This is a genomic window from Nonomuraea sp. NPDC054003 (assembly GCF_055585125.1).
In genome coordinates this window covers 577,058-597,935 of sequence record NZ_JBVJKR010000004.1, presented here as the reverse complement: position 1 = coordinate 597,935, position 20,878 = coordinate 577,058, and the positions used below count along the sequence as shown (strand labels likewise).

At 73.5% G+C, this 20,878-nt stretch carries 23 protein-coding genes; 13 read left to right on the top strand and 10 right to left on the bottom strand.

The features are described from left to right. Positions 1-47: 47 nt before the first annotated feature. Genes ACZ6YG_RS13390 through ACZ6YG_RS13380 form a run of 3 tightly spaced genes read right to left on the bottom strand, consistent with a single transcriptional unit; the run spans position 48 to position 3,252 of the window. Positions 48-809 (bottom strand): ABC transporter permease, encoded by a 762-nt coding sequence (locus ACZ6YG_RS13390; protein WP_466018117.1) that lies wholly within the window; start codon positions 807-809, stop codon positions 48-50. Continuing rightward, the gene (locus ACZ6YG_RS13385) at positions 806-2,332 is read right to left on the bottom strand and encodes an ABC transporter permease subunit (RefSeq protein ID WP_466018116.1); all 1,527 of its coding nucleotides are present in this window, start codon (positions 2,330-2,332) and stop codon (positions 806-808) included. The genes ACZ6YG_RS13390 and ACZ6YG_RS13385 overlap by 4 nt, the downstream gene beginning before the upstream one ends. Next, positions 2,329-3,252, bottom strand: coding sequence for an ATP-binding cassette domain-containing protein (locus ACZ6YG_RS13380; RefSeq protein WP_466018115.1), 924 nt, complete (start codon positions 3,250-3,252; stop codon positions 2,329-2,331). Before ACZ6YG_RS13380 ends, ACZ6YG_RS13385 begins: the two co-directional genes overlap by 4 nt. A gap of 387 nt (positions 3,253-3,639) precedes the next feature. Here ACZ6YG_RS13380 and ACZ6YG_RS13375 point away from each other — a divergent pair, with 387 nt between their 5' ends. Together ACZ6YG_RS13375 and ACZ6YG_RS13370 are read left to right on the top strand one after the other, a co-directional pair. Then, entirely contained in the window at positions 3,640-5,148 is a 1,509-nt protein-coding gene (locus tag ACZ6YG_RS13375; protein ID WP_466018114.1) for a sensor histidine kinase, read from the top strand. A gap of 112 nt (positions 5,149-5,260) precedes the next feature. Next, complete coding sequence (locus ACZ6YG_RS13370; protein WP_364236478.1) at positions 5,261-5,899, top strand: response regulator transcription factor; 639 nt, start codon at positions 5,261-5,263, stop codon at positions 5,897-5,899. Between the two features lie 7 nt (positions 5,900-5,906). Here the strand turns inward: ACZ6YG_RS13370 and ACZ6YG_RS13365 are convergent, their stop codons facing one another. Then, the gene (locus ACZ6YG_RS13365; RefSeq protein WP_466018113.1) at positions 5,907-6,881 is read right to left on the bottom strand and encodes an aldo/keto reductase; all 975 of its coding nucleotides are present in this window, start codon (positions 6,879-6,881) and stop codon (positions 5,907-5,909) included. 90 nt (positions 6,882-6,971) lie between these two features. Here ACZ6YG_RS13365 and ACZ6YG_RS13360 point away from each other — a divergent pair, with 90 nt between their 5' ends. From ACZ6YG_RS13360 to ACZ6YG_RS13350, 3 genes are all read left to right on the top strand, one after another. Further along, a complete protein-coding gene (locus ACZ6YG_RS13360; protein WP_148031838.1) occupies positions 6,972-7,604 on the top strand; it encodes a TetR/AcrR family transcriptional regulator in 633 nt (210 codons plus the stop codon). 94 nt (positions 7,605-7,698) lie between these two features. Beyond that, entirely contained in the window at positions 7,699-8,595 is an 897-nt protein-coding gene (locus ACZ6YG_RS13355) for an alpha/beta hydrolase (RefSeq protein ID WP_466018112.1), read from the top strand. A 43-nt stretch (positions 8,596-8,638) separates the two neighbouring features. After that, positions 8,639-9,121 (top strand): GNAT family N-acetyltransferase, encoded by a 483-nt coding sequence (locus ACZ6YG_RS13350; RefSeq protein ID WP_466018111.1) that lies wholly within the window; start codon positions 8,639-8,641, stop codon positions 9,119-9,121. Here ACZ6YG_RS13350 and ACZ6YG_RS13345 read toward each other — a convergent pair. Continuing rightward, positions 9,102-10,274, bottom strand: coding sequence for a hypothetical protein (locus ACZ6YG_RS13345; RefSeq protein WP_466018110.1), 1,173 nt, complete (start codon positions 10,272-10,274; stop codon positions 9,102-9,104). The genes ACZ6YG_RS13350 and ACZ6YG_RS13345 overlap by 20 nt on opposite strands. Positions 10,275-10,324: 50 nt before the next feature. On the opposite strand from ACZ6YG_RS13345, the gene ACZ6YG_RS13340 reads away from it, so the two are divergent. Together ACZ6YG_RS13340 and ACZ6YG_RS13335 are read left to right on the top strand one after the other, a co-directional pair. Next, positions 10,325-10,888: a TetR/AcrR family transcriptional regulator gene (locus ACZ6YG_RS13340; protein WP_219545841.1), complete on the top strand. Its 564-nt coding sequence runs from the start codon at positions 10,325-10,327 to the stop codon at positions 10,886-10,888. A 28-nt stretch (positions 10,889-10,916) separates the two neighbouring features. Then, a complete protein-coding gene (locus tag ACZ6YG_RS13335) occupies positions 10,917-11,813 on the top strand; it encodes an SMP-30/gluconolactonase/LRE family protein (protein WP_466018109.1) in 897 nt (298 codons plus the stop codon). 4 nt (positions 11,814-11,817) lie between these two features. On the opposite strand, the gene ACZ6YG_RS13330 is transcribed toward ACZ6YG_RS13335, so the two are convergent. After that, on the bottom strand, positions 11,818-12,549 hold the full coding sequence (locus ACZ6YG_RS13330; protein ID WP_271280330.1) for a TetR/AcrR family transcriptional regulator: 732 nt from the start codon (positions 12,547-12,549) through the stop codon (positions 11,818-11,820). 38 nt (positions 12,550-12,587) lie between these two features. After that, positions 12,588-13,151, bottom strand: coding sequence for a GPP34 family phosphoprotein (locus ACZ6YG_RS13325; RefSeq protein ID WP_466018108.1), 564 nt, complete (start codon positions 13,149-13,151; stop codon positions 12,588-12,590). A gap of 107 nt (positions 13,152-13,258) precedes the next feature. Here ACZ6YG_RS13325 and ACZ6YG_RS13320 point away from each other — a divergent pair, with 107 nt between their 5' ends. Both ACZ6YG_RS13320 and ACZ6YG_RS13315 read left to right on the top strand, forming a co-directional pair. After that, positions 13,259-14,095 carry an alpha/beta fold hydrolase gene (locus ACZ6YG_RS13320; RefSeq protein ID WP_466018107.1) on the top strand — a complete coding sequence of 279 codons (837 nt, stop codon included), beginning with the start codon at positions 13,259-13,261 and terminating at the stop codon, positions 14,093-14,095. Next, positions 14,088-14,651, top strand: coding sequence for a TetR-like C-terminal domain-containing protein (locus ACZ6YG_RS13315; protein WP_466018106.1), 564 nt, complete (start codon positions 14,088-14,090; stop codon positions 14,649-14,651). Before ACZ6YG_RS13320 ends, ACZ6YG_RS13315 begins: the two co-directional genes overlap by 8 nt. Here ACZ6YG_RS13315 and ACZ6YG_RS13310 read toward each other — a convergent pair. Then, positions 14,648-15,541, bottom strand: a complete 894-nt coding sequence (locus ACZ6YG_RS13310) for an NAD(P)-dependent oxidoreductase (RefSeq protein WP_466018105.1) — start codon at positions 15,539-15,541, stop codon at positions 14,648-14,650. The two genes, ACZ6YG_RS13315 and ACZ6YG_RS13310, sit on opposite strands and share 4 nt — an antisense overlap. 77 nt (positions 15,542-15,618) lie before the next feature. On the opposite strand from ACZ6YG_RS13310, the gene ACZ6YG_RS13305 reads away from it, so the two are divergent. Beyond that, complete coding sequence (locus ACZ6YG_RS13305) at positions 15,619-15,972, top strand: winged helix-turn-helix transcriptional regulator (RefSeq protein WP_219545834.1); 354 nt, start codon at positions 15,619-15,621, stop codon at positions 15,970-15,972. A 343-nt stretch (positions 15,973-16,315) separates the two neighbouring features. Here ACZ6YG_RS13305 and ACZ6YG_RS13300 read toward each other — a convergent pair whose 3' ends face one another. Then, a complete protein-coding gene (locus tag ACZ6YG_RS13300; RefSeq protein ID WP_466018104.1) occupies positions 16,316-17,302 on the bottom strand; it encodes a response regulator in 987 nt (328 codons plus the stop codon). Beyond that, positions 17,299-18,618 carry a sensor histidine kinase gene (locus ACZ6YG_RS13295; protein ID WP_466018103.1) on the bottom strand — a complete coding sequence of 440 codons (1,320 nt, stop codon included), beginning with the start codon at positions 18,616-18,618 and terminating at the stop codon, positions 17,299-17,301. The genes ACZ6YG_RS13300 and ACZ6YG_RS13295 overlap by 4 nt, the downstream gene beginning before the upstream one ends. A gap of 111 nt (positions 18,619-18,729) precedes the next feature. Between ACZ6YG_RS13295 and ACZ6YG_RS13290 the strand changes: the two genes are divergently transcribed. From ACZ6YG_RS13290 to ACZ6YG_RS13280, 3 genes are all read left to right on the top strand, one after another. Further along, positions 18,730-19,413 (top strand): ABC transporter ATP-binding protein, encoded by a 684-nt coding sequence (locus tag ACZ6YG_RS13290; protein ID WP_466018102.1) that lies wholly within the window; start codon positions 18,730-18,732, stop codon positions 19,411-19,413. Continuing rightward, positions 19,410-20,138, top strand: a complete 729-nt coding sequence (locus tag ACZ6YG_RS13285) for an ABC transporter permease (protein WP_466018101.1) — start codon at positions 19,410-19,412, stop codon at positions 20,136-20,138. The genes ACZ6YG_RS13290 and ACZ6YG_RS13285 overlap by 4 nt, the downstream gene beginning before the upstream one ends. Before the next feature lie 181 nt (positions 20,139-20,319). Then, complete coding sequence (locus ACZ6YG_RS13280; protein WP_261808580.1) at positions 20,320-20,793, top strand: hypothetical protein; 474 nt, start codon at positions 20,320-20,322, stop codon at positions 20,791-20,793. Positions 20,794-20,878: the final 85 nt, after the last annotated feature.

Sequence of the window (20,878 nt, the reverse complement as noted above, 5' to 3'; positions counted from 1 at the left end):
GCACTCCTCAAAACTGTGTATGTCGTACAGAGTAACCTGACGGCGGATCAGGACGCGTCGCGGGCCCGCAGCAGCAGCCCGCCGGCCAGCAGCGCCGCCGCCGACCAGGCCGCGAGCACGCCGAGACCCGCCCAGGGCGGGATCGGCAGGCTCGCCACGTTCACGGTGGTCTGCACGGCGAGGCCGGCGTTCATCGGCGCCAGGCTCCACAGGACCCGGTGCCAGCCCGGATCCGACACCATGTGCGCCAGCAGCGGGAACAGGTAGAGCAGCCCGAGCACGGCCGCGATCGACGCCGCCGGATCGCGGACGGCCATCGCGATCCCCACGCCGAGCAGCGCGACCAGGGCGAGGTAGAGCACCGAGCCGGCGGCCGCGCGCAGCGTCGGCCCGTCGGCGAGCGACAGTGCCGGGTAGCCGCGGCCGGGCAGGATGAGCCGCCCGGCCAGCGCCGACACGAGGACGGCGACGGTCCCGGCGACCGCGGTCAGCCCGGCGACGACGGCCGCCTTGGCCGCCAGCACCCGCCCGCGGCGCGGTATCGCCGTCAGGGTGGTGCCGATCATGCCGGTGCCGTACTCGCCGCCGACGGCCAGCACCGCCAGCAGGGCGACGCATGCCTGGCTCGCCTGGAGTCCGCTGAACGTGAGCTTGACGGAGTCCTGCGCGCACCGTCCCCAGGGGCAGGTCAGCGTGGCGGCCAGGGCGGCGCCCATGGCCACGGTCAGCACGACGGCGAGCAGCAGCAGCGGGCCGGTCCCCGCCACGGTGCGCAGCTTGGTCCACTCGGCGTGCAGCGCCCGGTTCACGCGTCCCTCCTCTTCAGCCTCACCACGGCCAGGGCGAGCGCGAGCGCGGCGTAGCAGCACAGCACGCCCAGCCCGGCCCACGGCGGCAGCGGGTAGTAGCCGCCCTGCGGCACGTAGAAGTCGAGCACCTGCGGATACTCGGGGATGCTCTGCTGGACGGCGAACGCGGCGGCGGGCGTGACCCGCAGCAGCCACAGCGACAGCTCGACGGGCAGCACGGAGGCGGTGGCCAGCACGTGCGGCAGCAGGATCATCGCCAGCGCGGTGACGACCGCCGCCGCGCTGCGCCTGAACAGCGTCCCGAGCGCCAGCGCCAGCACGGCAGACACGGCCAGCAGCGCGGCCACTCCCGCGATCACCCGCACCTCGGTGAGCGCGGGCACCGGCAGCACGTGGTTGCCGTTGCCCCGCAGCAGATGCTTGCCGACCGGCATCGCGACCGCGCTCGCGGCCAGCCCGGTGGCGAACACGACCGCGCCGATCACCAAGGCCTTGGCGGCGAGCACCCGTCCCCGGCGCGGCGAGGCCGCCAGGGTGACGCGGACGAGCCCGCGCCGGTACTCGGCGGTCACGAACAGCACCGCCACGACGACCACCACCACCAGCGCGAACAGCACCCCGGTCAGCGTCAGCTCCACCGCCATGCCGCCGTCGGTGCCGACCGGCGCGATGTCGCCGTTCCCGACCACGGTGAACGTGCCGCCCGACTCCACGGCGCTGCCCGGGTGGTGGACCTCTCCGGGGTTCGTGCCGGGCGTGGGGCTCACGTCGGTGTGCCGCCACGCCCCGGGCGCCGCGCCCTCGACCTTCACCTGGTCGAACACGGCGGTGGTCTCGGTGAAACGCATCTGCTCGACCAGCCCGCCCAGATCGGCCTGCTTCACGGTCAGGTCACCCGGCGAGGCGGCGAACATGCCGATCTCCACCTCGGCGGGCAGATCCGGCAGGCGGACGGCGTCGACCTCGGCCCACTGCCGCCCGTCGGCGGACTCGTACCCGGTGAGGGTTTCTCCCGCGCGGGTCAGCCGCAGCCAGCGCGGCGCCCCGCTGGGCCGGCCCGCCACGTCCCCGGTGTAGTCGTGCTGCATCCGCACGCCGTGCTCGCCGGTGACCATGACCGCCGCGTAGGACGAGCCCGGCTCCATGCTCGCCTTGACGATCACTCCGGCCTTCGCCCACGGCACCAGCCCCGGCACGATCTCGTCGTGGTCCGGCGGCGGGTAGGTGATGATGCCGGACATCGACGTCAGCCGCACGGTGATGGAGCCGTCGCCGTCCAGCGTCCGGTGCACGAAGAAGAACTTGTCACGCACCGCGCGGCCATCAGGGCCCAGCGGCGGCTCGGGACAGACGGTCTCGACCCCGTTCCTGTCACACGAGGCGTGGCTGCCCGCCGCGGAGACCGCTGCGAGCAGCGGGACGAGCAGCGCCGCGATCACCGTGCCGAGCACCCAGCCGCGGACCGTGCGGAACTTCGTCCACTCCGCGCGCAGCGTCCGCGCGAACCAGGCCGCCGGGCTCATCGGGCCGCCCCGTCCGCGCGGAACTCGACGGCGTCCCTGGTCAGCTCCATGTACGCCTCCTCCAGCGTGGCCCGGTGGGCCGTCACCTCCGAGAACGGCACCCCGCCTCCGGTCAGCAGCTCCACCACCCGCTCGGCGGACGGCCCCGACGCGGTGACGGTGTCGCCGCCCGTGACGGCGACCGTGGCGCCCGCCCCCGCCAGGGTCTCCATCGCACGGGAGCGGGCCGTGGTGCGGATGGTCACCCGGTCGTGGGAGGCCGCCTCGATCAGCTCGGCCACGCCCATGTCGGCCACCACCCGGCCCCGCCCGGCCACGACGAGCTGACCGGCGGTGCCCTCCAGCTCGCTCATCAGATGGCTGGACACCAGCACCGCCCGGCCCTCGGCGGCCAGCGACCGCAGCAGGCCGCGGATCCACACGATGCCGTCCGGGTCGAGGCCGTTGAACGGCTCGTCCAGCATGAGCACCGGCGGGTCGCCGAGCAGCGCGGCGGCGATCCCGAGCCGCTGCCGCATGCCCAGCGAGTAGCCGCCCGCCCGCCTGCGCGCCTCCGCACCCAGCCCCACCAGGCCGATCACCTCGTCCACCCGCGCCGCCCCGAGCCCCTGGGAGTGGGCCAGCCACAGCAGGTGGTCGCGGCCCGTCCGGCTCGGCTGCAGCGCGCCCGCGTCCAGCAGCGCGCCCACGCGGGTGAGGGGCTCCTCCAGACTCCGGTACGGCACGCCCCCGACCAGCGCCCGGCCCTCGTCGGGGGCGTCCAGGCCGAGGATCACCCGCATCGTGGTGGACTTGCCCGCGCCGTTCGGCCCCACGAACCCGGTGACCCGGCCCGGCGGCACCCTGAACGTCATCCCGTCCAGCGCCACGGTCCGGCCGAACCGCTTGCGCAGCCCGGCTACCTCGATCGTCGCTTCCATGCCGCGCAGCCTAGGCAGCGGCGGCACCCCGGGTCGTCACGCCGCCGAGCGATCCTCTCCCTCCCTGCCTCCAGCGACCCGGCCTCCCTCATACGGGGGACTCCGGCGTTTCCGGGCGCCGACGTTCCCCACACTCCGGCACCTCCGGTCACCGACGTTCCCCACACGAGGGATTCCGGCGCCTCGACGTTTTGGGGCACCGGAGGGAGCCGCGCCCGCGTTCACTTCCCCGCGAGGCGGACGGTCGTGGATCTCTCATGCGGGGATTCCCCGGCTCACACCCACCCTTCTCCTCCGTGCGGGCTGAAGGTTCTGTCCCGCCGTACGCCCTCTTCGTCCCTCGTACGAGGGATGTCAGCTCTCTGGTGAACCGAGAGAATGGCCGTCGTGGGTGGAGGAACGTACGGGCGATGGGTCATGGGGCACGCGCCCGTGGTGGCGGGGGTGTCGGCGGCGGTGCTGGCGGTCGGCGAGATCGCCCTGCGGGCGGAGGGAGCCCGGCCGCTCACCCTGGCGATGCTCTTCCTGGTGGGGCTGGCGACCACGGCCCCGCCGGCTCTGCTGCCCGGGCAACCGGCCGTGGCCGCCGCGGTGGTGACCGTGTCGGTGCTGCTGTCCCTGACGGCGTTCCAGACCCTGACCGTCGCGGGGGCGGCGGCCCAGCTCGTCTGCGGGTACCGGCTCGGGCGGCACGGCTCCTGGTGGCTCGCCGTACTGCTCGCGGCCCCCTTTCCCCTGCTGGCCCTGTTCCCGGCCCTGACCACGACCGACGTACGAGTCCCGGCACAGATCTCGATCCCAGCACCGTCGCAACCCCCGACCCCAGGGCTTTCACCATCAGGAGAGCCCGCATCCACTGCAGAACTGACACCACACGAAAGGCCCGCGCCGTCAATCGGGCCGACCTCCACGGGAGCGCCGCACTCCGCAGACGCGCCCCACTTCACGGGAGCGCCCCACCCCACGGGAGCGCCGCACTCCGTGGGAGGGCCGGTCTCCGCGGAAGCGCCGCACTTCACGGGAGCGGCGGACTCCGCGGGAGGGCGACACTACGCGGAAGAGGCGGACTTCAGGCGGGGGTCGGCCTCTGCGGGAGGGGCGGACTTCAGGCGAGGATCGGACTCCGCTGGAGGTGCGGCGGGGTTGGTGTTGGTGCTGGGGTCGCTCGCTCCTGCGGCGGCGCTGGGGGGGACGGCGCGGCGGGCGCACGTGGACGCCGCGGCCGGGAGCGCGGCGCGTCAGGAGATCGCCGGGACCCTGCTGGAGCACACGGCCCGCGGCGAGCGCGCCCGCATCGCCCGTGAGCTGCACGACGTGGTGGCCCACCATGTCTCCATGGTCGCCGTGCAAGCGGAGTCGGCAAGGCTGGCCGTCCCCGGGATGCCCGCCGCCGGAGCCGAACGGCTGTCCGCCATCGGCGACACGGCCCGTGCCGCGCTGACCGAGATGCGACGGTTGCTCGGCGTGCTGCGCGAGGACACCGAGGCGGAGCGCCGCCCGCAGCCGGGGCTGACGCTGGAGGAGCTGATCGAACTGGTCGACGAGTCGAGGGACGCTTCCGGGTCCGCCACGAGGCTCATACTCAGCGGCGCGCCGGTCCCGCTGGACCCGGGCGTCGAGCTGGCCGCGTACCGCATCGTGCAGGAGGCCCTCACCAACGCCCGCCGCCACGCCCCCGGCGCCGCGGTCGACGTGGAACTGCGCTACGGCGGCGACGGCCTGCGCCTCCTTGTCCGCGACAACGGCGGCACGCTCCCCACCGGCCCGGACGGCGGTTTCGGCCTGGCCGGCATGCGCGAGCGCGCCACCGCCGCCGGAGGCGACCTCCGAGCCGGCCCCGCCGAGGGCGGCGGATTCCTGGTGGAAGCCCACCTACCACGAGAGGCGACGGCATGAAGGCGACCGCGTCCCCGGTGAAACGCCGCCGACCGGAAAGTACGACGTGAGCGGCGAACACGCCCCCGGACCAGCACCCCAGGCTGCGAGAGGTGGCGGGCGGGTTCGGATCGTGGTCGCCGACGATCACCTCGTGGTGCGTACCGGGTTCGGGGAGTTGCTCGACACGCAGCCGGACTTCGAGGTGGCCGGCACCGCCGCCGACGGCGCGGAGGCGGTGCGGGTGTGCGGAGAGGTCCGGCCGGACGTGGTGCTCATGGACGTGCGTATGCCGCGCATGGACGGCATCGAGGCCACCAGACGGCTGGCCGGCTCGGGCCCGCGGGTGCTCATCCTGACGACGTTCGACCTGGACGAGTACGTCTACGACGCGTTGCGGGCCGGGGCCAGCGGGTTCCTGCTCAAGGACGTCACCGCCGAGCGGCTGTTCGACGCCGTACGGGTGGTCGCCGCCGGGGACGCGCTGCTGGCCCCGGCCGTGACCAGGCGGCTGATCAGCGAGTTCGCCCGGCTGCGGCCGGAGACGGAGGCGGTGCCGATCGCCGCGCTCACCCCGCGCGAGACCCAGGTGCTGCGCCTGCTCGCCGAGGGCCTGTCGAACCCGGAGATCGCCGCCCGGCTCACGGTCACCGAGGAGACGGTGAAGACGCACGTCAGCCGGGTGCTGGCCAAGCTCGGGCTACGCGACAGGACGCAGGCCGTGGTGGCCGCGTACGAGTCGGGCCTGGTGGTGCCGCGCACCCGCCGGTGATCCGAGGTCACTCCCAGACGGGGAGCATGCCCTGCGGGTAGCGGGCGCCGTAGCCGCCGGTCGGCAGGATCTCGGCGATCCGCGTAAGGTCGGCGTCGTCGAGGACGAGGTCGGCGGCGGCGACGTTCTCCGCCAGCCGCTCGGGGCTGCGGGTGCCGGGGATGGGCACGATGTCGTCGCCCTGGGCGAGGAGCCAGGCCAGGGCGAGCTGGGCCACGGTGGCCCCCTTGCCCGCGGCGAGCTCGCCGAGCAGGCGGGTGGCCTCCAGGTTCTTCTCGTAGTTGCCCGGCTGGAAGCGGGCGTCCCAGCTGCGCATGTCGCTCTCGTCGTACTCGGCGCCGGGCTTGGCCTGGCCGGTGAGGAAGCCGCGGCCGAGCGGCGAGTAGGCGACGAACCCGATGCCGAGCTCGCGCAGGACCGGGAAGAGCGCCTCCACCTCCCGCTCGAACAGGGAGTATTCCGTCTGCAGGACCGAGACGGGCTGGACGGCGTGCGCCCGGCGGATGGTGCCGGCCCCGGCCTCGCTCAGCCCGAAGTAGCGGACCTTGCCGGCGTCGACCAGCTCCTGGACGGTGCCCGCCACGTCCTCGATCGGCACGCTGGGGTCGACGCGGTGCTGGTAGAGCACGTCGATGACGTCGACGCCGAGGTAGCGCAGGCTGTTGTCGACGACCTCGCGGATGTGCTCGGGCCTGCTGTCGACGCCGCCCTGTCTCGTACCGGTGAAGTCGAAGCCGAACTTGGTCGCGATGACCACCTCGTCGCGCACCGGCGCGAGCGCGGCGCCGACGATCCGCTCGTTCTCGCCCTGGCCGTAGAGCTCGGCGGTGTCGAAGAACGTCACGCCCAGCTCGTGGGCGCGGCGGATGGTGGCCTCGCCCTCCTTCTTGTCCGAGGGGCCGTAGGCGAAGGAGACGCCCATCGCTCCGTAGCCGATCGCCGAGACCGTCAGGCCCTGCCGTCCGAGGCTCCGCTGCCGCATGATGCTCACCTTCCCGTGGGTGAATGTAAGAGCACTCTAACATCAGAATGTGAGAGTACTCTAACATCCGGAAAGGGGGGATCGTCCACCGTGAGCAGTCCCACGACGCCGCGCCGCCGCTACCATCACGGCGACCTGCGCGCCGGCCTGGTCCGCGAAGGCATCGCGCTCCTGGCCGAGACCGGGGTCGCGGGATTCTCCGTGGCCAAGGTCGCGGTGCGGGCGGGCGTGTCGTCGGCCGCGCCCTACCGCCACTTCCCCGACCGGGAGGCGCTGCTCGCCGCCTGCGCGGCCGCCGTCATCGGCGAGATCACCGACCTGCTCGCCGAGGCGGCCGAGCGTGCCGGGCCCGACCCGGCCGACCGGCTCGCCGCCACCGCGAGCGCCTATACCCGCTACGCGCTGGACCATCGCGCCGGCGTCGAACTCGTCTATACCCACGACTTCGCCGCCGAGCACTGCCAGACCGTCCACGAGCAGAGCCGCCGGCTCACCGACACGCTGACCCGGCTGGCCGCGGACGTGCTGCCCGCCGACACCCCGTGGGCCGAGCTCCTGGACTTCGTGTACGTGCACCTGTCGGCGGCGCACGGCTACGCGACCCTGCTGACGAAGGGCGGCCGCCTGCCCCGCGACGCCGACGCGCACGCCGCGCGCGCCCGGACGGCGGCCCGTGACCACATCGCCGGCTACCTGGCGCGCCGCGCCGCCGGACAGCCCTGACCCGGGCGGGCCGCGCCGATCGGCGCACGATCCGGTCACGATGCCCGACGGTTGGCGGCTGATCCCCGGCGGCGGGGACGCGAGTATGGCTGGCATGGATCCCGAACTCGAAGCGTTCATCCCGCTGTTCCCCCGCGCCGACCTGACCGACCCGGTCGTCGAGCGCAAGAGCTTCGCCGAACTCGCCACCTCGGTCCCGGCGCCCGACACCTCGAACATGGACGTCGAGGACCACACGGTGCCCGCCGACCCCGGCGTGCCCGTACGGCTCTACCGCCCGCACGGGGCGCAGGGCGCGATCATCTGGCTGCACGGCGGCGGCTTCGTCATGGGCGACGTGGACACCGAGCACCCGTGGGCGGCCAGGCTCGCGGACGTCTCCGGCACGACGGTGATCTCGGTGGGCTATCGCCTGGCCCCCGAGAACCCCTTCCCCGCGGCCCTGGACGACGGCTACGCGGTGCTGGCCTGGGCGTCCGAGCACGCCGCCGGGCTGGGCTTCGACCCGGCCCGGATCGCGGTCGGCGGTCACAGCGCCGGGGCGGGGCTCGCGGCGGCGATGGCGCTGCGCTCGCGTGACCAGCAGGGGCCGCCGATCCGCTTCCAGCTGCTCAACCAGCCCGGCCTCGACGACCGGCAGCAGACGTGGTCGGCGCGGAACTTCACCGACACGCCCTGGATGAACCGCGCCAAGGTCACCGCGGCGTGGGGACACTACCTGGGCTCCGCGCCCGCCACGCCGTACGCCGCACCGGCGCGGGCCACCGACCTGTCCGGCCTGCCGCCGGCCTACATCGCCACGGCGGAGCTCGACCCGAACCGCGACGAGGACATCGAGTACGCGCTGCGCCTGCTCCAGGCCGGCGTGTCGGTCGAGCTGCACCAGTGGTCCGGCACCTTCCACGGCTCGCAGGCCATCCTGTCGGCCGAGGTGTCACAGCGGCAGATCGCCGAACTCGGCGCCGCCCTGCGCCGCGCCCTGGCCGGGTAAAGCCCGTTGCCCGCCGGCGAGCGGCCTCGCTAACGTCGGGGGGATGGTCAGAGCGCGCAAGGCGACGGCGGCGGACGCCGCGGAGCTGGTACGGCTGCGAGCGGTGATGCTGGCGAGCATGACCGGCCGCGAGCCGGCGGACGACGGGTGGCGCGAGGCGGCCGAGCGGAGACTGCGGGCGCGGCTGGACGAGCCGGACCCGCGGATGCTCGCCTTCGTGGTGGACGCGCCGGGCGGCGGGCTGGCCGCGTGCGCGACCGGCACGGTCGAGGAGCGGCTCGGCGGGCCGGGCGCCCCCGAGGGCCTGGTCGGCTACATCTTCAACGTCGCCACCCACCCGGAGCACCGGCGGCGCGGCTACTCGCGGGCCTGCGTGACCGCCCTGGTCGAGTGGTATCGCGAGCGCGGCATCGCCACGGTCGACCTGCGCAGCTCCGCGGAGGGCGAGCCGCTCTACGCCTCGCTGGGCTTCGTACGCACCCACGACCCGGCCATGCGGCTGCGGTTCACCGGGCCGCGCCCGTGATGAGCCGCCAGCCCTCAGGTTCGAGGGCGTACGCGGTCACGCTGCCCGAGGCGAACCACCGCCAGGCGGCCGGGCGCACCAGCGTGGCCCCGGCCGCGGCGGCCACCAGGGCCATGGCCCGCGGGTCGAAGCCCGGCGTGAGCTCCTCCGTGCCTCCCCCGTAGGGACCGCGGCGGAGCACGGCGCCCGCCAGCTCGGCCAGCACCGCGGCGCGGCCGCGCGAGGCCGCGCCCAGGACGGCGAGCAGCAGCTGGTGCGTCCGCACGCCCGGCACCGCGGCGGGCTGCGGCCGGGCCGCCCGCCCCAGCGCCAGGTCGAGCAGGGGCGTGATCAGGTCGACCCCCGACAGCAGGGCGTTGACCGGCTCGACCAGGCGCGGGTTGACGTCGATGAACGCCGGCCCGTCCGCGCCCAGCACCACGTCCGCCGACAGCGCGCCGTGCCAGCCGAGCCCTTCGCCCAGGGCCCGCAGGTGCTCGCGCACCTCCGGCAGCGCCACCCCGCGCTTGTGCCCGGCGCCGCCCCTGGCGCCCTCCCGCACCCGCAGGCAGGCGTGGAAGGCCACGAGCGCCCCGGTGTCGAACACCGACTGCACCATGGCCAGCGGCCCTTGGACCTCCCGCTGCACCAGCAGCTCCGGCTCGCCGTCCCACGCCGGGCCGAGCGGCTCCCCCGGCCCGGCGAGCCGCCGCACGCCGCTGCCGGCGGTGCCGATCGGCCGCTTCACGTACGCGGGATAGCCGTCCCACCCGGCCAGGTCGCGTACGACGGCGGACGCCGGCTGCGGCAGCCCGAACCGGGCCAGCGTGGCATGTGCGGACACCTTGTCCTGCACCGCGGCGAGCGCCGCGAAGGGCGGCACGGCGGTGGCGGTGCCGGCTCCGCCTTCCCGCGACAGCACCGCGACCTGTTCCTGCGTCGGCAGCAGCACGTCGAACCCGCCCCGCCGGTAGACAGCTGTGGCGGCCTCCAGCCAGCCGTACGGGTCGGCGCCGTAGGAGGGCACCCGGTGCACGCGGCGGACATGCCGGGTGAACGCGCACAGGCAGCGCGGATCGGGCGAGAGCGCCTCGACGTGGTGCCCCGCCCGCGACAGCACGGTGGCGCACTGCCGCGAGGTGACGCCCGACCCGTCCGACAGCAGGATCCGCATGGCCGCCTCCCGTTTGTGTATGAGGTAAGCGTACGTCATATACTTACGCCATGGGCAGACCCGCGCAGATCAGTCGTCCCGCCGTCCTGGCCGCCGCGCTGGAGGTCGCCGACGAGCACGGCCTCGACGCCGTGACCATGCAGGCCGTCGCCGCCCGGCTCGGCGTCACCGCGATGGCCCTCTACCGGCACGTACGAAGCAAGGACGACCTGCTCGACGGGCTGGTGGAGGCGCTGCTGACCGAGTTCCCGCCGCCGGACCCCGGCCTGCCGTGGCGGGAACGGCTGGCTCTGACGGCCACCGCGGTCAGGGCCTCGGCCGGCCGCCATCCGGCGGTGTTCCCGTTGCTGCTGCGGCGGCCCGCCGAGACGGACCAGGCACGGCGGGTGCGCGACGGCGTGCTCGCGGCGCTGCGCGAAGCCGGGCTCGACGACGAGCGGGCCGCCCGCGCCGAGCGGCTGATCAGCACCGCCGTGCTCGGGTACGCCGCCAGTGAGGCCGCCGGCCGGTTCGGCCACCACGCGCGGGAGGTGCGGGACGCCGATTTCGAGATTCTCCTGGACGTCATCGGCGCGTGTGTCGATCCGGGCGGGAGCCGTTCGTGTAGGGAGTGAGACCCACGACCACGAGAGGGACGAGACCATGACGGCACCGCGCATCCTGATGGACGGCCTGGGCATCGGCGAGTCGCCGCGCTGGCACGACGGCCGGCTCTGGTTCTGCAACTGGGGGGACGACGAGGTGATCGCCCTGAGCCCGGACGGCCGGGCCGAGGTCGTGTTCTCCGAGCCCGGGGTCGGCGCCCACTCGATCGACTGGCTGCCCGACGGCCGGATGCTGATCGTGCCCAAGAACACCGACCGGGGCCGGCTGCTGCGCCGGGAGGCCGACGGCTCGCTGGTCCCGCACGCCGACCTGGGCGGCCTGCCCTCGGGCTTCAACGAGATCGTGGTCGACGGCCGCGGCAACGTCTACGTCAACGGCGCCGACTTCGACTTCCTCGCCTTCCTGGAGAAGGCCATGGCCGACGGCATGGACACGCCGCTGCACGAGCGACCGGACTTCGTGCCCGGCTACATCGCGCTGATCACCCCCGACGGGCGGGCCCGGCAGGTGGCCGGCGACATCGCGTTCCCCAACGGCATGGTCGTCTCACCGGACGGCCGTACGCTGATCATCGCCGAGTCGTTCACCGGCACGCTCACGGCGTTCGACGTCGCGTCCGACGGGAGCCTGTCGAACCGCCGCACCTGGGCCTCCGGGCTGGGCCCCGACGGGATCTGCATGGACGCGGAAGGCGCGGTGTGGACCTCGACCGGGGGCAACGAGGTGGTACGGGTGCGCGAGGGCGGCGAGGTGCTGGAGCGGGTCGAGCTGGACCGGGGCCCGTTCGCGTGCATGCTGGGCGGCCTGGACGGGCGGACGCTGTATGTCGTGGCCGCCGAGTGGAACCCGTCCGACCCGTTCGGCGGCCCGCGCACCGGCCAGGTGCTGGCCGTCGACGCCCCGGCCCCGCGGGCGGGCTGGCCGGGACACTGACAGGTCAGCGGGCGCGGCGCGCGACGAGCGCCTCGACGCCGTCGAGCAGCAGGTCCAGGCCGAAGGTGAAGTCGGCGTCGTCCGTCCAGCCCTCCGCCCCGCGGAACGCGCCCTCCCGCACGGCCGCCGACAGCGCCGGGTAGGTCGCGGGGTCGAGCAGCGCGTCCAGCATCTGGCCGTAGTCTGCGGCCCCGGAGAGGCCGTCGTAGCCGTCCGGGGCGGGGGCGCGCATCGCGTACGTGAGCATGGCGTCGGAGGCCGCGTACCCGGAGAGCGTGGTGGCGGCGCGGACCCGCTCCCCCGCGTCCAGCCCGGCGTCGCCGAGCGCGGCCAGCGCCCGGTCCAGCCAGAGCATGGCGCGCGGGCCGGCGGGCGGGACGGACCGGTCGACGGAGAGCAGCCAGGGCCGGGCCAGCAGGAAGTCGCGGTTGGCACGGGCCCACCGAGCGAGGTAGTCGCGCCAGGGCAGGCCGTCACGCTCGGGAGGGTCGGGCGCGGCGCTGTCGGCCATGATCGTCAGCAGCTCGGCCTTGCTGCCGACGTAGCGGTAGAGCGCCATGGTGGCCACGCCGACGCGGGAGGCGACGGTGGCCATGGAGACGCCGCCCAGCCCTTCGGCGTCGGCGATCTCGATGCAGGCGGCCACGATGCGCGCCAGGTCGAGCCGCGGTTTCGGGCCGCGGCGCGGCACCGGCTCGCGCCCCCACATCCGCGCCACCACCGGCGGCAGTTCCATGGCGACCAGCTTAGCCGCGGCTGATCAGCGGAGAGCCGCTAGAGCGTGCCGTTGGCGGCGGCGGGCCAGGCGAGCTCGGCGACGATCGCCGACTCGACGGCCACCCGCAGCCAGTGGTCCCTGGTGAGCCCGTCGATCTTGCGTGCCCGCTCCCGCCTGGGCAGGTCGCGGAACCACCGGCGGTGCAGGTCGCAGGCGCGCATGATGGCCAGCAGGGCCACCGTGTCGTGGTGCGCGGGCAGGCCGCGCAGGGCGGTGAGCAGCCGGTCGACGATCGCGTACTCGGCTCCGTACTCGGGCGCCGACAGCCGCGTCACCGTCCGGTCGTGGAAGAGCCCGCGCGCCGGCCGCTCGCAGACGACGACCCTGCCCTGCTCGCGCAGCGCCGCGATCCGCCGCAGGTGAGGGCGGCCCGCCGCGACGCTGACGATCCGCTGCGGCAGGCCCGGCTGCGGGCCGTGCCGGGCGAGCTCGGCCGCCGCCAGCCCGAGGTCGAGGTGTGGCGGCAGCCTGACCTTGCCGTCGCGACCGATGACCCATCCGTCGGCGGACGCGCACAGGGCCAGGATCAGCAGCTCGTCCGCCATCGCCAGCCGCGACATGCCCGTAGCCTACGCCGGGCCGGGCGGCCGAGACAGACCCGGATCCTTGACATCGCTGGCTAATGACATTAGCTTTCAAGCTATACATCGTAGCTGGAGGCGGGACCATGGCAGAGACACTGGAACTGGAAGGCGGGCGGCTCGGATACGAGGTGTCCGGGGAGGGCCCGCTCGTCGTGCTGGCGCCCGGCATGGGCAACGACCGCGCCGCCTACCGGTTCCTGGCGCCGCGGCTGGCCGCCGCCGGATACCGGGTGGCGGTCACCGACCTGCGCGGCCACGGCGACTCGACGCTCGGCTGGTCCTCCTACTCGCGCACCGACACCGCGCACGACCTCCTGGCCCTGATCCGCCACCTGGGCGGGCCCGCCGTGATCGTGGGTCACTCGTTCTCCGGCGGGGCGGCCACCATCGCCGCCGCGCGGGAGCCCGAGCTGGTGCGCGCCGTGGTGGAGATCGCCCCGTTCACCCGCCCCCAGCAGCCGGACCTGGGCGGGCTCGTGCGCAACCCCGCCTACCGCAAGGGCATGTCGCTGCTGATGGCCACCGGGACGCTGCGCAGCCTCGGCCTGTGGAAGCGCTACCTGCACCACGCCTACCCGGGCCGCAAGCCCGCCGACTTCGCCGCTTATCTGGACGAGCTGGGCCGCGACCTGAGCAGGCCCGGCCGGATGGCGGTGATCAGCAAGATGGGCATGGCCGCGCCCAAGGACGCCGGCGCCCAGCTGGCCGGCGTCCGCTCCCCCGCGCTGGTCGTCATGGGCACGGCCGACCCCGACTGGAACGACCCGCGCGCCGAGGCCGAGGGGGTGGTCGCCGGGATGCCCGACGGGATCGGCCAGGTCGTGATGATCGAGGGCGCGGGCCACTACCCGCACGCGCAGTATCCCGACGAGGTCGCCGGGGCCATCCTGACCTTCCTGAAGGAGCGGCTGGATGGCTAGGGCCGCGCTCTCGGCCAAGGCGGTGGTCGGCCTCGCGCTGGAGATCGTGGACGAGTCGGGGCCGGCCGCGCTCACGCTCGCCGCGGTCGCCGCCCGCGCCGGGGTGGCGCCGCCGTCGCTCTACAAGCACGTGCGCAACCTCGCCGAGCTGCGGGTGCTGGTGTCCGGCCAGGTCATGGAGGAGTTCGCCGAGCACGGGAACGCGGCCGTGCTCGGCCGCTCGGGCGACGACGCGCTGCGGGCGCTCATGCGGGCCTGGCGCGCGTACGTGGTCCGCAACCCGCACCGCTACGCCGCCATCCTCCAGTCCCCGGAGCCCGCCACCGCCGCGATCGCCGAGCGGCTGGTGGACATCCTGCTGGCCGCGCTGCGCGCGTACGACCTGGAAGGGTCGCAGGCGATCCACGCCGCGCGCTGCCTGCGCGCCGCCGCCCACGGGTTCGCGGTGCTGGAGACCGGCGGCGCCTTCCAGCTGCCGGAGGACCTGGACGAAAGCTACGAGCTGCTCATCGACATGGTCATCGCGGGCCTCCGGCGAGAGCCGCCCCGCTCCTAGTGAGCCGCCGGAAGCAGGGACACCAGGCCCGCCAGGCCCTCGTCGCCGTGCCCCTGGGCCACCCGATGGCGCATCAGCTCCATGTACGGGACGAGCAGCCGGGAATCCACGCCCTGATCCCGCGCCGTGGCCAGGAGCGCGTCGTTGCCCGCCGTCATCATGGCGAGGTTGGAGGTGACGCCCTCGGTGTAGTCGCCGCTCACCAGCTGCGCGGCCATCTCCTGGCTGCTGCCCGCCATCGCGCCGAGCCACTCCGCGAGCAGCCCGGCGAACCTGGCCAGGTCGAGGTCCTTCTCCCGGCTCACCAGGGCGAAGGCGTGGGTGATGCCCGCGAGCATGCCGGTCATCGCGCTGAGCAGGGCGATGTCGTGCAGCGCCGCGTGGCCGGGGTCCTCGCCGACGAACTCCGCCCCGGCCGGGACCTCCAGCGCCTCGCGGTGGCGGTCGAACAGCTCCCGGTCGCCGCTGTAGAACACGTAGCCGCCGGTCTCCGGACGGCCGATCATCGGGGGGACGGCCATGATCCCGCCGTCCAGGAAACGGGCCCCGCGCTCGCTCACCCAGTGGGCACGCCGCCCGGCCTGGGCGGGGGTGCCGGTGGTCAGGTTGACGATGTCCTTGCCGTTCAGGTCGGCGCCGTCCAGGGTCTCGCCCACGGAGTCGTCGTCCAGCAGGCAGAGGACGACGGGACCGGCGGCCGACGCGATCGCCTCCGCCGCCGTGTCCGCCGCCCGCGCGCCGTCCCGTACGAGCGGTTCGGCCTTCTCCCGGGTACGGTTCCACACGATCAGCGGATGCCCCGCGGCGAGCCAGGAGTGGGCGAGCGCGGTCCCCATGTCGCCGAGGCCCAGGAGGGTGATGGGAGTCTTCGAGGTGATGCCGGTATCCATGTCCACCAGGTTCGGGCACGCCCTGGACCATGATCAAGTACGCACTCTTTTGTGGGTGGTTACCTTAAGGTAAGTGCATGACCAGGCGAGACACGTACGTGTGCGGCATCGACGCGGCCATCGACGTGGTCGGCGGCAAGTGGAAGGTGCTCATCCTCTGGGCCCTGGACGAAGGCCCGCTCCGGTTCGGCGAGCTGCGCCGCGGCATCCCCGGCGTCACCGAGAAAGTCCTCACCACCCATCTGCGCGAGCTGGAGAACGACGGCATCGTCTCCCGCGACGAGGCCTTCGAAGGAGCGGTGCGCCGGGTCGCCTACACCCTCACCCCGCTCGGCGTCTCCCTCAACGAAGCGCTGGCACCGCTCGGCGACTGGGGCCGGAAGCACCTCCTCAGCGAGCATCACGAACCCGGCGAAGTGTCCCCGCGCTGAACTCCTCCCGCTTCACAGTCGGGCCACCCGCGAGCGGAACCGACACCTCGTCCCACCGCATCGCCAGACCACTGGCCTGACAGCGGTACGGCGCCCGCACCGGACATCCCGTCCCATGCAGGACCAGACCACCGACCCACCAGCAGCACAACGCCCGCACCCGACATCCCGTCCCCATGCAGGACCAGAGCACCGCCCTACCAGCGGTACGGCGCTCGCTGACGTCCCGCCCTCATGGCAGGACCAGACCATCGACCCACCAGCAGTACGACGCCCGCACCTGATGTCCCGTCCCCATAGCGGGATCAAGCACTGACCTACCAGCGGTATTGAACTCCGGTCCTCATGGCGGGGCCAGACCTTGACGGAAGGCGTAGGTGACGGCTTGGGCGCGGTCGCGGACCCGGGTTTTGGCGAACAGGTTGTTGATGTGGGTCTTCACGGTGGCTTCGGAGATGTGGAGTTGCCCAGCGATCTCCGCATTGGACCGGCCCTGGGCGATCAGCCCGAGCACCTCCACCTCCCGCTGTGTCAGCCCGTCAGGCCGCCTCGGCTGAACATTCCCCGGCCCGGCCTGGTCACCCCGCCCCGCTGCACCCCTCCGCCGCCCGTTGATGTCCCGGCCCCTGCTGAAGCCCTGTCCGACATCAGCGCCCCCGCCTTTGTCGAAACCTCGTCCGACATCAGCGCCCCGGCCAGTGCCGAACCCCCGTCCAACATCAGTGTCCCCGCCCGCGCCGAAACCCCGCCCCACGCCAGTACCGAACCCCCGTCCAATATCAACACCCCCACCCGCGCCGAATCCCCGCCCATCCCCACCCGCGTGGACGTTCCCAGGCCCCGCGTACCCCCACCGCTCCTCGATACCTGGTCCCGCTCCAGAGCTCAGGACCTCGCCATCCCCGGGGCCGCCCGCGACAGTTTCCGCCAGGCGGCGTTGCACTGGGGGCGCGAAGTGTGCTTCGCCGTCAGCCACCACCGAGATGGCCCTGGCCAGGGATTCGGCGTCGGTGTCCTTCGTCAGGTAACCCCGAGCCCCGGCCCTCAAGGCCGCGAACACAGACTCGTCGTCGGAGTACGTCGACAGCACCACGACCTCCGTACAGGGGTGCTCCCGTCGGATGATCCGCGTCGCCGCGACCCCGTCCATGCGAGGCATGCGCAGGTCCATCAGCACGACGTCCGGGGCCAGTTGGGCCACCAGCCTGACCGCCTCCTCGCCGTCACCGGCGGCGCCCACCACCTCGGTGTCCGGGAGCAACCCCAGGAGCAGCACCAATCCTTCGCGCACGACGGTCTGATCGTCGGCCACGAGCACGCGCACCGTCATGCCGGCACCCGCAGCACCACCGCGAACCCTCCGTCGTCGGCCCCCGCCGTCAGCGACCCCCCGATCAGCTCTGCCCGCTCACGCATGCCGATCAGCCCGTAACCCGCACCGCTTCTCGCGGCCATCTGCCCGCCCGGCTCCGCGGCTCCCTCACCAACCCCATCCCTGACACCCCCGATGTCGGCGTCGCCTGACGAACATGTGTCATCACTGCCTGACGGGTGGAGCCAGTCAGCCGTGTGCCCGATGCCGTTCCCCTGCTGAGCGCTGTCGTTGCTCAGGGCAGGACCGTTGCCCGGAGGGCTTCCCGTATCAGAGAGGCCGGGACCGGGCGGGCGGACCGCAGGGGCGCCGCCGTCGCGGATCTCCAGCTCGCACCAGCGGCCGAGCAGGCGCAGCGACACCTCGGCCGGCGCGCCGGGAGCGTGCTTACGGACGTTGGTGAGCGCCTCCTGGGCGGTGCGGGCGACGGCGAGCTTGGCCTCCGCCGACAGCTCGGCCACCCCGGCGTCGACCGTGAGCACGCACGACGCCCCGGTGGTCGCGCGGAACTCGGCGGCGAGCCGTTCGAGGCGCTCCGGCAGCGGCAGGTCCCTGCCGCGCAGCGTGTCGAGGGCGCGACGGGTCTCCTCCAGGCCGACCCTGGCGAGGTGGACGGCCCGCTCCACCCGGTCGAGCGCAAGCGCCGGGTCGGCGCCCGTCCTGAGCAGGACACGGGCACCTTCCAGGTGGACGATCTGCGCGGACTGCGCGTGGGCCAGGATGTCGTGGACCTCGCGGGCCAGGCGGGCGCGCTCCTGCAGCACCGCCTCGCCCGCGCGGGCCTCGGCCACCTCGACCGCCTGCCGCTTGGTCGTGGACACGTGCCAGATCAGGAACGAGAACACCACCGTGTAGGCCATCCCTGCCGTCATCCCCCACGCCGCCGCCATGTCGAACCCGGTCAGGTAGGACACCAGCGGCAGGGCGGCCAGCAGGAGCGCGGTCAGCGGGACGGCGGCGCGCAGCCGTACCCTGTGCGGCGCGGCGATGGCGGCGAAGAAGGCGAAGCCCAGACCGGTGTAGGGCTCGATCGCCTGCATCGCCGCCGCCCCCACGACGGTGACCAGGAGCGGTGGCACGTTGTGGCCGGAGACGGCGCGGGAGTGGAGCAGCCAGATCGCGCAGCCCCAAGTGGTGACGCCGACGAGCAGCGCGAGCAGCGTCTCCTGAGCCGTCGCCCTGGAGTGCGCGATCGCGAAGGGCCCCCAGAGCAGGTAGAGGGCCACGAGGGCGAACCCCGTGACGCGGGCCGCCCGGCTGCGGAGAAATGCCACGTCCCCCAAGGTAATCGCGGGCCGCGCACCGCACATCAACCCGTGGTTGGAGAACGGAAATCAACCCCTGCTCCCATGCGCGACGACCCCGCGATCACCGATCGTAGGCGCATGACCTCGATCCGCGTCCATCGTCTGCGCAAGTCGTTCGGCAAGGTCCTGGCCGTCGACGACCTGTCCTTCACCGTGCCCGAGGGCACGATCACCGCCTTCCTAGGCCCCAACGGCGCCGGCAAGACCACCACCCTGCGCATGCTCCTCGGGCTGGTCAGGCCGACGTCCGGCGAGGCCGTCCTCGGCGGCGTGCCCTACCACGAGCTCGCCCGCCCGCTGGAGCGGGTGGGCGCGGTCCTGGAGGCCACGTCCTTCCATCCCGGCCTCACCGCCGCCACCCACCTGGAGGCCGTACGGATCGCGGCCGCCCTTCCTGCGGGCCGGGTCGCCCGGGTGCTGGAGCAGGTCGGCCTCGAAGCGGCCGCTCACCGGAGGGTCGGCGGCTTCTCCCTGGGCATGCGCCAGCGGCTCGCCCTGGCCACGGCCCTGCTCGGCGAGCCTGACACGCTCATCCTGGACGAGCCGGCCAACGGGCTCGACCCGGCCGGCATGCGCTGGCTGCGCGGCTTCCTGCGGGCGTACGCCCACGAGGGCCACACGGTGCTGATCTCCACCCACGTGCTGGCCGAGGTCGAGCAGATCGCCGACCACGTCGTCATCATCGCCGCCGGGCGGTTGCGCTGGAGCGGCCCCCTGGCCGGCGCCGGTCTGGAAGATCTCTACCTGGAGGTGGCGGGATGATCCCCCTCATCAAGGCCGAGCTGCTCAAGGCCCGCGCGAGCCGCACGACCAGGGTGCTGGTGGCGGTCACCCCGTTGTTCTGCGCGCTGTGGGCCTGCCTGCCCGCGCTGATGCCGGCCGCGTCCGACGCCGTCCGGATGGCCAACGTCTACAACATGGCGCAGCAGGCGTACGTGTTCACGATGATCATCGGCATCCTGGGGATGTGCGGCGAGTTCCGTCACGGGACGATCACCTGGAGCTTCCTCGCCAGCCCCCGCCGGGGCCGGGTGGTGCTGGCCAAGCTGGCCGTCTACGGGCTGGTGGGGCTGGTCGTCTCGGCGCTGTCGGCGCTCGCGACGCTGGTGGCGGGTGCGGCGCTCCTGTCGTCGCAGGGGCATCCCGCGCTGAGCGTCGACGTGCCGTGGGTGCTGACCGGCGCGGTGCTGGGCAGCACCCTGTACGCGCTGCTCGGGGTCGGGCTCGGCGCGCTGATCCGCCACCAGGTGGGCGCGATCGCCCTGGCCTGCCTGCTGTTCATGTACGGTGACGCGTTCCTGGCCTGGCTGGTGCCCGACGTGTTCCGGTGGCTGCCGACCGGGGCGGCCAGGGCGCTCGGCGGCATGCGACTCGACTCGGGCGGCGAGCTGTTGCCGGCCTGGGGAGGCGGCCTGCTGTTCGCCGGTTACATCGCCGCCGCGGTGCTCGCCGCCCGGTTCATCACTCTGCGGCGTGACATCACTTGACCACTTTTCTCAGATGGTCTTCATGTTCCACAGAGGTCGTCTTCAGGCGGCCCGGCGAACATGGGTTGCGCAGGCCTCTGACGTGGAAAGACGGTTTCACGATGAAAACGGTGAGAATGAACGCGCCTCTCATGGCTCACACGGCCGGTGCGAGCCTCGTCGCGGCGTCGGCGGGTGCGCGGTGAACCCGACGCTCGTGCGGCGCGCCCTGGCCGCGCTGACCGTCATCGCCATCTTCGGCGCCGGCTTCGAGCTCGCCGTGGAGCGCCACTGGCGCAGCGTCCAGCAGCTCGTGCCGTGGGCGGCGCTGACGCTGCTCGCCGTCGGCGTTCTCCTGCTGCTGGCCACCCGGCTCTCCGGCACGGTGCGGGTGATCGCCGCCGTGGTGCTGCTCGCCTCGGCCTTCGGCGTGTTCGCGCACGTGTCGGCCAACATGACGGTGGGGTCCTTCTCGGGCGCGCTCGACGGAGTGTCGATGATCGGGCAATGGTGGCACGCGTTCACCAAGTCGGTCGGCGACGCCCCGCCGCTGGCCCCCGGCATGCTCGCCCAGGCGGCCCTCCTGCTCCTGCTGGCCACCTACGTCACCGGCCGCCCCTCGGCGGGCAGGCACGCCGAGGCTCCGGTGGCGGTCAAGGAGCCGGCCGAGCGATGACGGGGCTGACCAGCTTCGGACGAGGGTGAAGCCGGTCGGCGAGTCACCGGAGGTGTCCGGCGATCAACCTCGGCGAGGGTCGGTG

Coding starts and splice junctions, on each gene's coding strand:
- ACZ6YG_RS13355 (WP_466018112.1), top strand. CDS start 7,699: ATGGATCCCGAACTCGAAGCGTTCATCCCGCTGTTCCCCCGCGCCGAC.
- ACZ6YG_RS13305 (WP_219545834.1), top strand. CDS start 15,619: ATGACCAGGCGAGACACGTACGTGTGCGGCATCGACGCGGCCATCGAC.
- ACZ6YG_RS13330 (WP_271280330.1), bottom strand. CDS start 12,549: ATGGAACTGCCGCCGGTGGTGGCGCGGATGTGGGGGCGCGAGCCGGTG.
- ACZ6YG_RS13285 (WP_466018101.1), top strand. CDS start 19,410: ATGATCCCCCTCATCAAGGCCGAGCTGCTCAAGGCCCGCGCGAGCCGC.
- ACZ6YG_RS13290 (WP_466018102.1), top strand. CDS start 18,730: ATGACCTCGATCCGCGTCCATCGTCTGCGCAAGTCGTTCGGCAAGGTC.
- ACZ6YG_RS13350 (WP_466018111.1), top strand. CDS start 8,639: ATGGTCAGAGCGCGCAAGGCGACGGCGGCGGACGCCGCGGAGCTGGTA.
- ACZ6YG_RS13340 (WP_219545841.1), top strand. CDS start 10,325: ATGGGCAGACCCGCGCAGATCAGTCGTCCCGCCGTCCTGGCCGCCGCG.
- ACZ6YG_RS13365 (WP_466018113.1), bottom strand. CDS start 6,881: ATGCGGCAGCGGAGCCTCGGACGGCAGGGCCTGACGGTCTCGGCGATC.
- ACZ6YG_RS13385 (WP_466018116.1), bottom strand. CDS start 2,332: ATGAGCCCGGCGGCCTGGTTCGCGCGGACGCTGCGCGCGGAGTGGACG.
- ACZ6YG_RS13300 (WP_466018104.1), bottom strand. CDS start 17,302: ATGACGGTGCGCGTGCTCGTGGCCGACGATCAGACCGTCGTGCGCGAA.
- ACZ6YG_RS13345 (WP_466018110.1), bottom strand. CDS start 10,274: ATGCGGATCCTGCTGTCGGACGGGTCGGGCGTCACCTCGCGGCAGTGC.
- ACZ6YG_RS13325 (WP_466018108.1), bottom strand. CDS start 13,151: ATGTCGCGGCTGGCGATGGCGGACGAGCTGCTGATCCTGGCCCTGTGC.
- ACZ6YG_RS13380 (WP_466018115.1), bottom strand. CDS start 3,252: ATGGAAGCGACGATCGAGGTAGCCGGGCTGCGCAAGCGGTTCGGCCGG.
- ACZ6YG_RS13315 (WP_466018106.1), top strand. CDS start 14,088: ATGGCTAGGGCCGCGCTCTCGGCCAAGGCGGTGGTCGGCCTCGCGCTG.
- ACZ6YG_RS13335 (WP_466018109.1), top strand. CDS start 10,917: ATGACGGCACCGCGCATCCTGATGGACGGCCTGGGCATCGGCGAGTCG.
- ACZ6YG_RS13310 (WP_466018105.1), bottom strand. CDS start 15,541: ATGGATACCGGCATCACCTCGAAGACTCCCATCACCCTCCTGGGCCTC.
- ACZ6YG_RS13320 (WP_466018107.1), top strand. CDS start 13,259: ATGGCAGAGACACTGGAACTGGAAGGCGGGCGGCTCGGATACGAGGTG.